The following is a 14,305-nucleotide window of genomic DNA, read 5'->3' on the forward strand; positions in this document are numbered from 1 at the left end:
AGGAAAGTCAGCATAGAATTCTGTAACAGTACGAGAATGATCGATGATCTGGAAAGGTCAATTGGAAATAAAACTGATTGGGCTGATTATAGTTAGCTCTCATCAAAAAGTATGACTTTAGAAAAACATTTATTTTTGATTGTGGTACTGAGGATATATTATACCAAAGTTCTTTTCAATTAATTGATTATCTCTATAAAAAGAATATTCCCGCAACATTTATTAGCCAGACGGGCAATCATATATTGGCATTTTTCTATTGAACATCATTTTGTTTATTTTCAACAACATTTAAAATAATATTACTTGAAAAATATTATTCTTTCTTTCTCTTAATGTTATTCTCTGCCCAAGTACTTATCTTTTCAATGTAAGGTAGTATACCTTGTCCTAATTTGGTTAGTTTATATTCTACTTTAGGTGGAACTTCAGGGTATACTTTACGAGAAATAAAACCATCTTTCTCTAGCATCTTTAACGTAGACGAAAAAACTTTGAGAGAAATCCCATCAATCCTACTGAGTAATTCTCCAAAACGTAATATATTTTCTTCGCTCAATATTTGAATAATGAGAATAGACCATTTATCTCCAAATCGATGCATTACAATACGAAGAGGACATTTATTATCACAGGGTTTTCTTTTTATTAAAATTTTATTCATAAGTATTAAATAATCAATATTACTAACCTTTAGGTTATATAGCAAACTCAAAAGTAACGTATTGTTTTTTAAAACGTTATGTAATACTTTTGATAAATCAAAAATAAAATTTTATTCATTAAATAGAAAATAATTTTATTGATACTTGCTATCATTAGCACAATAGACTTTAGAAGTAAACAAACAATTTAAATGGAAACAAAATGGATAATATTAATCAAAAATTACTTGTTATTGATAATCACTCTCATGTCACATTCCCGCTCGAAGATCATATTCATTTAATGGATGAAGCAGGAATAAACAAAACAATATTATTTAGAACCCTAGTACATCCAGAAAAGACAAAGAATCTATATGAATTGAGAAAGGAAATGAATCAGTTGAATTCAATTCTTAACGGAAATGTTTCTTTGGCTCAACTTAAGGCGAAAGATGCTGAAACAGAATTATTAACTGCAATAGAAAGATACCCCGATCGATTTATCGGTTTTGGGGCAATTCCCCTATCATTTAATACCGTTCAAATGGTTGAATATATTGAAAAAGAACTTCTCGCTAAAGGATTGGTTGGCATAGGTGAGTTTACTCTAGCTAGTGGTTCCATTTATTTATTAGAAAATGTATTTAAAGCTTCGAGTAAGACCAAAAACATTCCATTGTGGATACATACTCTCAATCCTCTTATACTTAAAGATATACAAGAAATAGAAATTATGGCACAAAAATATCCATCAGTTCCTGTAATTTTGGGTCATATGGGTGGAATGAATTGGTTAGAAGCTATTGATATAGTAAAGAATACAACTAATATATACATTGACACCTCTGCTAATTATTCTACGTTAGCTTTAAAGACTGTAATTGAAGAATTACCCGATAAAACTCTGTTCGGCGTTGATTATCCATACGGAAATATATTATTATCTCGAAAAACAATTGAAGAAGTTTGTAAAAACAAAGATGTCTTAGCAAAAGTACTAGGTGGAAATATCCAAAAACTTTTGAAGATAGATTAAAATAATTGTTATTATTCTCGATGTACGCACTCAGATAAAAATAAGCTTTTTTCAAAGGTAATATTTACATAAGCATATATCGATTTACTCATAAACTTCTACTTTATAAATCACTTAAAAAACATATGCCAATGAATGATTAAATTAAAAGAGAGTTCTTCAATATTTACTTTAAACTGCTTAAAACATTATCAAATACAATGATTTGTTTCAAGGTTCATACAAATCAAAACATAGAAAAAAATTTCAAGAGAAAAAGCCTTTTAAAATTTACCACCTTATATTAGGTTATTCTTCTATTATATAGAATCTAAAAAATAACATATTATTCACCTAATTATAGGACACTAATATCCTTAACCCCTTCTAACAATTCCAACCAAGAAAGAGTAATTAGTTTATTAGTAAATTCCAAAAGATTGTAAATATCAATTCATATATGTTATTCTACTTTTTCTTCATTCAAAAATAAAGATTGTTGAGATATATGAACTAAGGTAGAAAATAAACAAGATAAATCAGTATAGCTATCTATTTCTAGAGTTAAACAATATTTTTTCATACTTATTTTTACGAATTGCTCTCAGACAACTTTAGCTTCTATACATAGTTTTTTGTTTTTCTTATTCATAACACAACACTTTGAAGCAAAAAATATAAAATAAATCTATATAGTATTGATAAGTCCTTTATATTATACATTTTTACCGATAAAATACAGGTCTCTTTTTATCAGATTTTTCTTATTTTTGCTAAAATACTTTTATTATGAATACAGATACAGCACCTAATAAAAAAGTACATCAGGGAAGAAATATAAAAAGATTAAGAGAAATGCTTGGAATTAAGCAAGAGTCTTTAGCTTTTGATTTAGGTGTTAGCCAAGCAACTGTATCAGATTATGAACAAAAAGAAGCATTAGATGAAAAAATATTAGAGAAAGTTTCTCAGGCATTGAAAGTTTCTGTAGATGCTATTAAAAATATGACTGATGAAAATTTGACAAACTTTTTTCAATCATTTTATGATAATAGTAGTCTCAATTATCAATGTACATTCAACCCTATTGATAAAATTATTGAGTTATACTCTGAAAAAGAAGAACTTTATAAGCAATTATTAAAAGACAAGGATATTTTAATAGAAAAGTTGTCTAAGGATAGTAATTAAAGAAAATTCTAAAAATTCATATTCATACCACACATTTGAAATAGTCACGATTTCATATGACAGTTACTAATAAAAACAGTAACATTAAATTATGAAAAAGATAAGTTTTGACTACATCACAAAAAGTCATTAAAACAAATTATGAGTTTTAAGATTAGCCCGATAATTAGGAATGTAGGTTAATTGCTTTTTGATTTTATAAAATTTACACAATTGCAAAAACATTTTTTATCTTAAAAGGTAATTATAGGTAATCAATTATATAAGATATGCAGCATTATTAAATAAAATAAACACCAATATTTATTTTCAATATCTTTTATACTTAATGATTAGATACGAATTTTAATCCAATGATGGAACTTACAAGAGTAATGATAAAAAAGATTCTCCAGAATGTTGCCGGTTCTTTGAAAACAAATATTCCCAATAATACTGTACCCGCTGCTCCTACTCCGGTCCATACAGCATAAGCTGTTCCTAAAGGCAAGGTTTGCGTGGCCTTTATCAGTAAAAGCATACTTGAAATTATACACACTAAAAAGCTAGCATACCAATAATAAACGGCATTGCCTTGTGAATTTTTTGCTTGCCCTAAACTAAAAGTAAATCCTACTTCAAATAAACCTCCGATAATTAACAGTATCCAATTCATTTTTTTCTATAAATCTCTTTTTTCCTTGCAAAAATAAAGAAAAACTTATTTTTTATCTATTATTTTAATTTTTCAAAGTTCTAAGCATATTTTCTAAGATTTCATTTAATTTAAGGTAAATTGTAATAATTACAGGTTTCTAATTTTTTTATATATCTCATATCTTTTTTATGAATTATAAAAGACACCTCATCATACATTAAGTAATTATTGTATCTTATGTCTTCTTAATTATAAAAATATTTCGAAGTAATTTTAAAGTAATATTTTCTAATACTATAAAAAATCACTAAAATTGTAACCAATTGATAGCATTTATATGAAAATAGTAAAATTTGGAGGATCATCCGTCGGTTCCAGTCAAAGCATTCAAAATGTAATTGACATCTTGAAGCAAAAACATGCTTCCGGTGAAAAATTTCATGTAGTATCTTCTGCCATGGGAGGAGTAACTAACATTTTAACAGACTTAGCTCAAGCAGCTTCAGAAGGATATGATTTTAAAACGGTACTAACAGAAATTGAACAAAAACATTTTACGGTTATCAAGGAAATGATTGCGGTGAAAAATCAGAATCCGACATTTACCCAAATTAAGATTTTCATTAATGAAATCGAAGACCTTTTACAAGGCGTATACAGCTTACAAGAACTCAGCCTACAAAGCAAAGATCTCATTATAAGTTATGGAGAAAAATGTTCCACATTTTTATTAAGTCAAATTGCTAAACAATATTTTTCTAATAGTTTATATGTAGACACTTCTGCTTTAATAAAAACAGATAATAATTTTGGAAATGCACGAGTAAATACTCCTCTTACAGAGCATTTATTGAAAGAATATTATCAACAACATACCGAAAATATACTTTTTTTTACCGGTTTTATTGCATCCAATGAAAATAATAGAATTACTACTTTAGGCAGAGGTGGAAGCGACTATACAGCTGCCATCATTGCTGCTGCTTTAGATGCAAAAGAAATTGAGCTATGGTCTGATGTTGACGGTATGCTAACAGCCGATCCTCGTGTTGTAAAAAAGGCATTTTCTTTATCAGAACTTTCCTATACGGAAGCAATGGAATTATCTTACTTCGGAGCAAAAGTTATCTATCCACCCGCTATGATTCCGGCATTTCGAAAAAAAATACCAATTGTATTAAAAAATACATTTAATCCTACCTTCGAAGGAACCAGAATTGAGGAACATACTCATAAAAATATGTATCCGATCCGAGGAATTTCTTCAATCAACGAAATAAGCCTTATCAATATTACAGGGAGCGGAATGATCGGACAGATAGGATTTAGCGGTAAACTTTTTTCCTTACTTGCCCAAGAACATATCAATGTAATACTCATTACCCAATCTTCTTCAGAGCACAGTATTACTTTCGCTATAGAGCCTAAAGACGTACAAAAGGCGAAGCAATTATTTTGGAGCGAATTTGAGTTAGAATTGGAAACCAATAAATTAAACCCTCCGATTATTGAAGAAAACTTATGCGTTTTGGCCATAGTAGGAGAAAATATGAAACAAACTCCGGGAATATCCGGGAAACTATTCCATGCGCTGGGAAGAAACGGAATTAACATACATGCTATTGCCCAAGGATCTTCCGAATATAATATTTCGGTAATCATTAAACGCAAGAACATATCCAAAGCCCTCAATGCAGTCCATGATGCTTTTTTCACTCAATTAACTAAAACACTACATGTATTTAGTGTCGGAACCGGAAATATCGGAACTACCTTATTGCGTCAGATTCAAGCTCAGAGTGATTTTTTACGCGATAATAACGGCATTGAAGTAAAAATATCAGGGATCGCCAATTCCAGAAAAATGATTATTGATGAAGAAGGAATCGACCTTACCCAATGGGAAAAAGCTATAAATGCCGGAGAGGTATCCAACATGGACACATTTATCCAAAAAATAAAATTATTAAATCTTTCTAATTGCATTTTTGTAGATAATACCGCAAGTCCAGTCACAGGGACCTATTATAAAGAATTATTTGAATCGAATGTTTCCGTGGTTACTTGTAACAAAATTGCTAATTCGTCTTCCTATAAAGAATATAAAGATTTAAAAGACACAGCTAGAAGAAGAGGGGTTGATTTCTTTTATGAAACGAACGTAGGTGCCGGTTTACCGATTATTCGAACCTTAAAAGACTTAATGACCAGCGGCGATAGAATTCTTAAGATTGAAGCTATTTTAAGCGGTACGATTTCATACATCTTTAATAATTTTACCGGAAAGATTTCCTTTTATGAGGTCGTAAAAAAAGCTCATGAGTTAGGATATACAGAGCCCGATCCTCGGGAAGATTTAAGCGGAAAAGATTTTATGCGTAAAATGATGATTCTTGCTCGAGATGCTGGTTATGTGGTAGAAGGAAAAGATGTAAGTTTAGGAGCTATTCTTCCTGAAAGTTGTATTAATGCCCCATCTATAGATGATTTCTATAAAGAATTAAAAAAATCAGATTCCTATTTCAACCAATTGAAAGAAAAGGCCGAAAATGAAAATAAAGTTTTAAGGTATATCGGAAAATTGGAAAACGGCAAAGCTTCTATAAGCCTTGAATGGGTAGATTCCAACCATCCTTTCTATAATTTAACGGGAAGTGATAATATTATTTCTTTTACTACAGAAAGATACAAATTTAATCCGTTAGTTATAAAAGGACCGGGAGCAGGTGCTGAAGTTACAGCTGCTGGCGTTTTTGCTGATTTAATTAATGTAGGTGCCAATTAGATTTTTTGATCTATAGACTTTATATTGTTTTAAATTTTTATATTCAGAAGCTTTTAGTACGGATTTTTTCAAATTTAAACCATTAATAAACATATTGTATAAAGGATACAAGGCTTTTGATATCAAATATAATTAGCTTACATTTGTCTAAATAAAATTGAACGTTTTCAAATTTAGATGAGAGAAAAAGATAGTGTGCACGTTTTTGCTCCCGCGACTTCAGCTAATTTTATTTGTGGATATGATGTTTTAGGCTTAGCACTGAATGAGCCCGGCGATGAAGTATTACTAAAACGCGTTGATGAGCCAGGAATAAAAATAACTAAAATAACCGGAGATCAGGGGCTTTTGCCCACAGATCCGAATAAAAATACGGTAAGCGCTTGTGTAAAGATGATTCTGGATTTCTTGGGTAAAAAAAACTACGGGATTGAAATTGAACTTCATAAAAAAATGCCAATCGGAAGCGGTTTAGGTTCCAGTGCGGCAAGTACTATAGCGGGATTGTTTGCTATTAATCAACTTTTAGGCGAACCTTTATCTAAGAATGAGCTACTACCATTTGCCTTAAAAGGTGAAGAGCTTGCCTGCGGACATGGTCATGCCGATAACGTTGCTCCTTCGCTTTTGGGGGGCATAACTTTAATACGTAGCTACAATCCATTGGATGTTATTAATCTTCCTGTACCTAAAGAGCTTTGCTGTTCAATTATCTTTCCGCATGTAGAAGTACAAACCCGAGCCGCGAGACAGATTTTGAAGAATAAAATAGAATTGAAAGATGCGGTTTCCCAATGGGGAAATATTGCCGGATTGATCACCGGTTTATTTAATGAGGATTATGAGTTAATTTCAAGAAGCCTTGAAGATAAACTCATCGAGCCTACACGATCTATTTTAATACCAGAATTTGAAGCTATGAAGAAAATTGCTAAAGAAGAGAAAGCTCTGGGATTTGGAATATCCGGATCCGGACCTTCAGTAGTTGCTTTTACGAGAGGAATAGAATCGGCAAAAAACATTACGAAAAAGCTTAAAGAACATCTTAAAAAGAACGAAATAGAAAGTAACGGTTATTTTTCTCCTGTAAATATTCAGGGAGCAACCGTACTTTAAAATGTAAAGCATAACCATACGATAATGAAATTATACAGCACTAATAATAAAAATCTTAGCGTAACTTTTAAAGAAGCCGTTTTTACCAGCTTCCCCTCAGATAAAGGCTTGTATATGCCATTGAAAATTCCCAAACTATCGGAAAATTTTATACAGAATATCACGCAATATTCTTTTGATGAAATAGCTTTGGAAATAGCTCATGCTTTTATTGGAGAAGATATTCCCTATAATGACTTGGAAAAAATAATTAAGGATGCAATCAATTTCGATGCTCCATTAGTTTCGTTAGATGAAAATTTGGCTGTGTTAGAGTTATTTCACGGTCCATCTCTTGCTTTCAAAGATTTTGGCGCTCGTTTCATGAGTCGGGTGATGGCTTATTTATCCGATAATAAAGATAAAACACTCGATATTTTGGTAGCTACCTCGGGAGATACCGGCGGCGCTGTAGCATTGGGATTTTTAGGAGTTCCGGGCACACGGGTAACTATTTTATATCCAAAAGGTAAGGTTAGTGAAATTCAAAAACTCCAATTAACTACTAACGGACAAAACATACGCGCTCTTGAGGTTAACGGTACTTTTGATGATTGCCAGTCCTTAGTAAAAATGGCTTTTAATGATCCTGAGCTTAATGCTAAGTTAAGATTAACTTCAGCAAATTCTATAAATATTTCACGCTTGTTACCTCAAACCTTTTATTATCTATATGCTTATGCGCAAGCTCTCAAGATAAATAAAAAAAATATTGTTTTTGTAGTACCAAGCGGAAATTTCGGTAATATAGGAGCCGGATTACTTACCTATAAAGCTGGTCTTCCCGTGAAACATTTTGTTGCCGCTACCAATGTTAATGATACGGTTCCCGTTTATTTACAAAAAGGAATTTATGAGCCTAAACCATCTGTACAAACACTATCCAATGCTATGGATGTTGGTAACCCAAGCAATTGGGTGCGTATTAGTGACTTATTTAATGAAAATTTGGATGCGTTGCGTAATCTTATTTCTGCTTACTCCTTTACCGATTCGGAAACCATACAGAGCATTAATGAATTATATAAAAACTATAACTATATAGCTTGTCCTCATACTGCCGTAGCTTATTTAGCCGCAAAAAAGTATAACCATCCGGAGGATTTCACAATATTTTTATCTACAGCACATCCTTGTAAATTCATAGATGTCTATCCTGATAATTTTAAAAATAAAATTACTATACCGGATCAAGTACAGCAACTCGAAAATAAAAAGAGCTCAGCTACTTCTCTTGAAAATAACTTTTCAAATTTAAAAGCTTTTCTTATAAGTGAATAACATCTTTGAGGGATCTAACCATTAAGTAAATATAAATTTTGTAAGGAAATCATAAAATTATCTTAATAAATTTTAAAAATTCCTTACTATATTTGCATGCAGAAAATTTCATAGTAAATGATTTCATTTATAATTATACTACTTTCTGTATATATTTACTTTATTATTTCCCTCCTTATTAATCATAAAGTAACATTATTACTTTCAAATACATTAGTTAATCTAAATAATAATAAAAACACATTAGCATATCATGAAATATAAAAGAATACTTTTAAAGTTAAGTGGAGAAGCTTTAATGGGAAATCAACAATATGGAATAAGCTCGGATATTCTTCAAAGTTATTCTAAACAAATTAAAGAAATCTCTGACATGGGGGTGGAAATTGCTATAGTTATCGGAGGCGGAAATATTTTTAGAGGAGTAGCAGGTGTTGCAACCGGAATTGACAGAGTTCAAGGAGACTACATGGGAATGCTTGCCACGGTTATCAATGGAATGGCACTTCAGAGCTCACTCGAAGCATTAGGTGTACATACCCGTTTGCAAACGTCTATAAAAATGGACCAAATCGCTGAACCTTTTATTAAAAGAAGAGCTGACAGGCATTTGGAAAAAGGTAGAGTGGTCATATTCGGAGCGGGAACCGGAAATCCTTATTTTACTACAGATACGGCTGCTACTTTGAAAGCTATCGAAATTAATGCTGAGGTAATTTTAAAAGGAACTCGTGTAGACGGTATTTACGATACGGATCCTGAAAAAAATAAAAATGCAGTAAAATTTAATAGCATTTCCTTTGACGAAGTATATGAAAAAGGACTTAAGATCATGGATATGACAGCTTTTACGTTAAGTCAAGAAAATCAACTTCCTATCATTGTTTTTGATATGAATAAAGAAGGAAATTTAAGAAAAATTATTGAAGGGAAAGAAGTAGGGACTTTAGTTTCAATTTAATTAATTAAATTTTATATTTGCAAGGCAACGTTAGTAGAAAATTATGGAAGAAATAAATTTAATTATTGAAACGACAAAGGAAAGCATGGAGTCCTCTTTAAGGCATTTAGAATCTGCTTTTAATAAAATTCGTGCAGGACGAGCAAATCCTTTAATGCTTCAAAACATTTTAGTGGAATATTACGGAGCCCCTACTCCTTTATCTCAAGTTGCCAACATCTCTGTTCCCGATGGTATGACTTTGAGCATTCAACCCTGGGAAAAGTCTACACTAAGCGCTATAGAAAAAGCCATTTTTCAATCTAATTTAGGTTTTACTCCTAATAATAATGGTGAAAATATTATTATAAACATACCTCCTTTAACCGAAGAAAGAAGAAAAGACTTGGTAAAACAGGCAAAAGCGGAGTGTGAAAATTCTAAGGTAGGTATTCGAAAAGCAAGACAAGAAGCTAATGCGGATATTAAAAAGATAGAAAGTGCTTCTGAAGATGAAAAGAAAAACGGAGAGGAACAGATTCAATCCTTAACGGATAAATATGTGAAATTAGCCGAAGAACATTTATCTCACAAAGAAAAAGAGATCCTGACTGTTTAATTTTACAATTATATATTAAAAAAAATTATAAATCGGTTTCTTTCTTTAAGAACCGATTTTTTTTACCTTTGAATTTATAGCTATGTCAAAAACAGTAAGTGTAATCGGATTAGGTCTAATTGGTGGTTCAATAGCCTTAGATCTTAAAAAAAGTGGATTTGCATCAAAAATTATCGGTGTTGATAAATCTAAACTCCATGAGAAACAGGCTTTGGAATTATCCATTGCCGATGCTATTATGTCTTTGGAAGAAGCTGTTTGCGCATCTGATTTAATTATTCTTTCCACTCCCGTGGATGTAAGCATGAAACTACTGCCGGCTATTTTAGATAGGCTTCCTTCAAATGCAGTACTTATGGATGTTGGATCCACCAAATCATCCTTAATCGAAAAAGTAAAAAATCATATAAAAAGAAAGTTCTATGTAGCTTCTCATCCTATGGCGGGAACGGAATATAGCGGTCCTTCTGCTGCTTTTCATGGATTATTTAAAGATAGGGCTGCAATCATATGTAACCCTGAAGATTCATCCCCTAAAGCCGTGGAACTAGTTTCTGAAGTGTATTCGAAATTAGGTTCCCGTTTGGTGCTTATGGATGCAGAGTCTCATGATGAACATGTTGGCTATGTATCTCATCTTTCTCATGCTATTTCCTATGCTCTAGCTGTCTCTGTCCTCGAAAAAGAAAAAGATGATGCCGCCATATTCAATTTGGCTTCGGGAGGATTTGCCTCAACTGTACGTCTGGCAAAAAGCTCTGTGGATATGTGGCTTCCCATTTTTGAACAAAATTCCAAATATATTTTACCTATACTCAATACTTATCTTAATAAACTCACGGAATTTAAATCTTACCTAGAAAATGGAGAAACTGAACATCTATATGAATTTATAAAGGAAGCTAATCGAATCAAAAATAAATTGGAAAAGAAATAAATTATATTAAAGCCCTTATTGGATTGTAAATAAAATTTTTACTTAAATTATTCTAAAGGGTGAATACTTTTATTGTTGGCGAGATTAGATTTTGCAAAACATCTATTGTTTCATAATTTAAAAAATTATTCCCTTTAAATTGGAAAAATTATAACTAATAGCTTTTCGTTATCAAAATTATCATTTTACCATCAATTATATTTTTATAAAACAAGATAAATTTTTAACAACTTAACCATCCATATAGATTGGGTTATGTAGATGTCCAACCAATTTCAAAACTCTTTCGTTGTTTGTTAAATAAAATTATTCCTCCTTGATATTTAGTTAGCCTTAAAATGCAAATGAAATAAAGTATTTTTTTAGTAATTTATCTTTTCCTAAAAACAATAAATTTTTATCTATTTTATATCAATATTTTCTTTAATAGGTTTAATTAATATTTTTTGTTATTATTTTAGATGTCACTAATTAAATAAAAGGGCTTACATTTCAGTAAGCCCTTTATTAATTAAAAAAGTAACTTTATAATCACTTTTTCGACCTTACGTAAGCCATTTCCAACAACGTGGATTAATCCTCCACCTTCTGTTTTAACTAATTCTTCTTCAGTTAGTTCTCTTACGTTCAACAATTTTAAATTTTTCATAATATTATTTTTTTATTATTATTGTAAATATATATTATATTTTTAATTATTATCCATATTAATGATAAATATCATATTTTATTATATTATATTTATAAATATATTAACAAATAATATATATTTTATCATAAACAAAAGACTATATATAGCTAAAATTAGATTAAAAATTACTAATACAATTATCTTCGAAAGAGACTGTTTGCTATTCTGATCCAATTATTATTTACGCTCCTGTAGGTGTAAGCATGAAATTACTACCTATTATTTTAGATAAACCTTCTTCGATTGTAGTACTTATTGATATAGAATACACCCAGTCAACTTTAATCAAATTTGCTTCAGAAAGATTTACCTCAACTTAACGTTTAACAAAAAGCCCTGCGGATATATGACTCCTTATTTTTGAACAAAAACTCAAGTATATTTTACGTATACCCAATATTTATCTTAATAAACCTACGAAATTTAAATCTTACCTAGAAAATGGAAAAACTGAACATTTATATGAATTATTAAAAAATTAATCAAATCAAAAATAAATCGTAAAAGAAATAGATTTTATCGAAACCCTTATGAGTTCTAAAATAAAGATTTTAATTTTATTATTCCACTAATTAAATAAAAAGGTTTATTAAAATGCAAGACCGTAAGTAATTTCTAATTTAATTATTATTGAAACCTCTCATAAACGGACAAAAAGCTCCATACTCCCCCACATTAACTTACTATTTTTAAACAAGTTATCTCACATCCAATGATATTGAATTTTTCATCATATTATTTTCTTATTATTATTTCAAAAATTTACATTTTATCCCCCTATACATAATCACGATAATTATAATATCATTTTTTTTAGATCTATTTATTAATACTAATTAATTTATTATAGAAATAATATTAATATATATAAAGTACATTACAATAATTTTTTATCATTTTAAATTATATGTATATGAATCCATATAAACCTATAATGATTAAAATCAGTTTTAGATAAAACCATCTAAATCTCTACATTTTTTTTACTTTATATATAGAAACGACGTTTTATACTTCTTTAAACTTGAGTAAGAAAGCCATAGATTTTAATTTTTGTATAAGTTATAGCATGTGCTTTATACCGGCTGTCTTCTCGAACATCTTTTGAAAATATTTTTTTATGACATCTAGGGAATTTATACTTAAACTAATTATAATAACTTTAAAACAATACCCTAAAATAATTATACAAATTTTTCAATAGTTATTAAATATTATTTACAATTAAATATAAACACTAATAAACATATAAATTGAATATACAACGTAAAATATAACTATATTTGTATCAATTTGTATATTTGTATATATTTATTATACTACTATGATAAAGATGTATTTACCAATATTAATATTTATTTTATTAATATTTATTTTTCTTCCAATAGTACATATTCCGATAAATTCTTCTTCCAGAGGCATCATACGTTCTTATAATGAAAATGTAACAATTATTTCAATGGTCAGCGGAAGAATAGTAATAAATAATCTAACACACAATAATCAAATTATTAAAAAAGGCGACACTCTTTTAGTAATAACAACGCAACAATTAGAAACTCAAAAAAATTTACAACGCTCTCATCTTTCAGATAGTTATGCTCAATTAAATGATCTTAATAAAATTGTTACGGGTAATTTTCAACTATTAGAAACCGGACAATACCAAAAAGAAGTCACCGCCATGCTTGAAAATATTGCACAAATTCAAGCCGAAGTCAACCTTGCAAATAAAGATTTTAAAAGAGCTGAAATTTTATATATGGAAGGTGTAATATCGCAATCGGAATATGATAAAGAGCTATCTAAGTTTGAAAATTTAAAAAAACAAATCTCAACGATTAGAGAAAAACAGATAGCACAATGGGAAGCACAAAAAAGAGAAACTGAAAGGAAAATTAATGAGCTCAAATCCGAATTTAATAGATTAGGCCAGGAAGCTGAAAATTATATTATAATTTCTCCAATTTCAGGTAAGTTAATGAATTTTAAAGGGAAACAAAAAGAATCTTACATCATCGAAGGAGAAGAAATTGGAGTAATATCTCCCGAAGATAAGATAGTTGTTGAAGTCTATGTTTCTTCCAAAGATATCGGATTTATACACCTTGAGCAAGATGTTAAAATTCAAATGGATACATATAATTACAATCAATGGGGGCTATTAACAGGTAAAGTTATAAAAATTGAACAATATCTTACTTCAAATGAGAAAACAGGAGAAAATTACTTTAAAGTATTTTGCTCAATGGATAAAAATTTCTTACAGTTAAAAAATGGACATAAAGGAAATATTGAAAAAGGGATGACTCTTACCGCTCGTTTTCATTTAACTGACCGTACATTATGGCAATTATTATTTGACCGTCTCGATGATTGGTTTAATCCAAGCCTAAAAGAATAAGTA

At 29.9% G+C, this 14,305-nt stretch carries 11 protein-coding genes; 9 read left to right on the plus strand and 2 right to left on the minus strand.

Going from position 1 to position 14,305, the window contains the following annotated elements; translation table 11 throughout:
* Positions 1–316: 316 nt before the first annotated feature.
* Complete coding sequence (locus M3Z80_RS00425) at positions 317–664, minus strand: winged helix-turn-helix transcriptional regulator (RefSeq protein ID WP_293916452.1); 348 nt, start codon at positions 662–664, stop codon at positions 317–319.
* Between the two features lie 203 nt (positions 665–867).
* Here M3Z80_RS00425 and M3Z80_RS00430 point away from each other — a divergent pair, with 203 nt between their 5' ends.
* Both M3Z80_RS00430 and M3Z80_RS00435 read left to right on the plus strand, forming a co-directional pair.
* Complete coding sequence (locus tag M3Z80_RS00430; protein WP_293916454.1) at positions 868–1,683, plus strand: amidohydrolase family protein; 816 nt, start codon at positions 868–870, stop codon at positions 1,681–1,683.
* A gap of 768 nt (positions 1,684–2,451) precedes the next feature.
* Positions 2,452–2,853, plus strand: a complete 402-nt coding sequence (locus M3Z80_RS00435) for a helix-turn-helix domain-containing protein (protein ID WP_293916456.1) — start codon at positions 2,452–2,454, stop codon at positions 2,851–2,853.
* A 325-nt stretch (positions 2,854–3,178) separates the two neighbouring features.
* Here M3Z80_RS00435 and M3Z80_RS00440 read toward each other — a convergent pair whose 3' ends face one another.
* The gene (locus M3Z80_RS00440) at positions 3,179–3,508 is read right to left on the minus strand and encodes a DMT family transporter (protein ID WP_293916458.1); all 330 of its coding nucleotides are present in this window, start codon (positions 3,506–3,508) and stop codon (positions 3,179–3,181) included.
* A 319-nt stretch (positions 3,509–3,827) separates the two neighbouring features.
* Here M3Z80_RS00440 and thrA point away from each other — a divergent pair, with 319 nt between their 5' ends.
* The 7 genes from thrA (at position 3,828) to M3Z80_RS00475 (ending at position 14,302) form a co-directional block, all read left to right on the plus strand.
* Positions 3,828–6,275: a bifunctional aspartate kinase/homoserine dehydrogenase I gene (gene thrA, locus M3Z80_RS00445; protein WP_293916460.1), complete on the plus strand. Its 2,448-nt coding sequence runs from the start codon at positions 3,828–3,830 to the stop codon at positions 6,273–6,275.
* A gap of 177 nt (positions 6,276–6,452) precedes the next feature.
* Positions 6,453–7,391 carry a homoserine kinase gene (locus M3Z80_RS00450; RefSeq protein ID WP_293916462.1) on the plus strand — a complete coding sequence of 313 codons (939 nt, stop codon included), beginning with the start codon at positions 6,453–6,455 and terminating at the stop codon, positions 7,389–7,391.
* Between the two features lie 24 nt (positions 7,392–7,415).
* On the plus strand, positions 7,416–8,711 hold the full coding sequence (gene thrC / locus M3Z80_RS00455) for a threonine synthase (RefSeq protein ID WP_293916464.1): 1,296 nt from the start codon (positions 7,416–7,418) through the stop codon (positions 8,709–8,711).
* A gap of 253 nt (positions 8,712–8,964) precedes the next feature.
* The gene (gene pyrH / locus M3Z80_RS00460; RefSeq protein WP_293916466.1) at positions 8,965–9,672 is read left to right on the plus strand and encodes a UMP kinase; all 708 of its coding nucleotides are present in this window, start codon (positions 8,965–8,967) and stop codon (positions 9,670–9,672) included.
* Between the two features lie 43 nt (positions 9,673–9,715).
* Positions 9,716–10,270 carry a ribosome recycling factor gene (gene frr, locus M3Z80_RS00465; protein ID WP_293916468.1) on the plus strand — a complete coding sequence of 185 codons (555 nt, stop codon included), beginning with the start codon at positions 9,716–9,718 and terminating at the stop codon, positions 10,268–10,270.
* Positions 10,271–10,352: 82 nt separating this feature from the next.
* The gene (locus tag M3Z80_RS00470) at positions 10,353–11,207 is read left to right on the plus strand and encodes a prephenate dehydrogenase (RefSeq protein WP_293916470.1); all 855 of its coding nucleotides are present in this window, start codon (positions 10,353–10,355) and stop codon (positions 11,205–11,207) included.
* Between the two features lie 2,024 nt (positions 11,208–13,231).
* Positions 13,232–14,302 carry an HlyD family secretion protein gene (locus M3Z80_RS00475; RefSeq protein ID WP_293916472.1) on the plus strand — a complete coding sequence of 357 codons (1,071 nt, stop codon included), beginning with the start codon at positions 13,232–13,234 and terminating at the stop codon, positions 14,300–14,302.
* Positions 14,303–14,305: the final 3 nt, after the last annotated feature.

Origin of the sequence: Apibacter sp. (assembly GCF_025291155.1) — a bacterium.
In the GTDB taxonomy this organism is placed as follows: Bacteria; Bacteroidota; Bacteroidia; order Flavobacteriales; family Weeksellaceae; genus Apibacter.

Bases quoted from the DNA above. Each gene is read 5' to 3' on its own strand.
- M3Z80_RS00435 (WP_293916456.1), top strand. From the start codon at position 2,452: ATGAATACAGATACAGCACCTAATAAAAAAGTACATCAGGGAAGAAAT.
- M3Z80_RS00475 (WP_293916472.1), top strand. From the start codon at position 13,232: ATGTATTTACCAATATTAATATTTATTTTATTAATATTTATTTTTCTT.
- thrC (WP_293916464.1), top strand. From the start codon at position 7,416: ATGAAATTATACAGCACTAATAATAAAAATCTTAGCGTAACTTTTAAA.
- M3Z80_RS00450 (WP_293916462.1), top strand. From the start codon at position 6,453: ATGAGAGAAAAAGATAGTGTGCACGTTTTTGCTCCCGCGACTTCAGCT.
- M3Z80_RS00440 (WP_293916458.1), bottom strand. From the start codon at position 3,508: ATGAATTGGATACTGTTAATTATCGGAGGTTTATTTGAAGTAGGATTT.
- M3Z80_RS00425 (WP_293916452.1), bottom strand. From the start codon at position 664: ATGAATAAAATTTTAATAAAAAGAAAACCCTGTGATAATAAATGTCCT.
- frr (WP_293916468.1), top strand. From the start codon at position 9,716: ATGGAAGAAATAAATTTAATTATTGAAACGACAAAGGAAAGCATGGAG.
- pyrH (WP_293916466.1), top strand. From the start codon at position 8,965: ATGAAATATAAAAGAATACTTTTAAAGTTAAGTGGAGAAGCTTTAATG.
- M3Z80_RS00430 (WP_293916454.1), top strand. From the start codon at position 868: ATGGATAATATTAATCAAAAATTACTTGTTATTGATAATCACTCTCAT.
- thrA (WP_293916460.1), top strand. From the start codon at position 3,828: ATGAAAATAGTAAAATTTGGAGGATCATCCGTCGGTTCCAGTCAAAGC.
- M3Z80_RS00470 (WP_293916470.1), top strand. From the start codon at position 10,353: ATGTCAAAAACAGTAAGTGTAATCGGATTAGGTCTAATTGGTGGTTCA.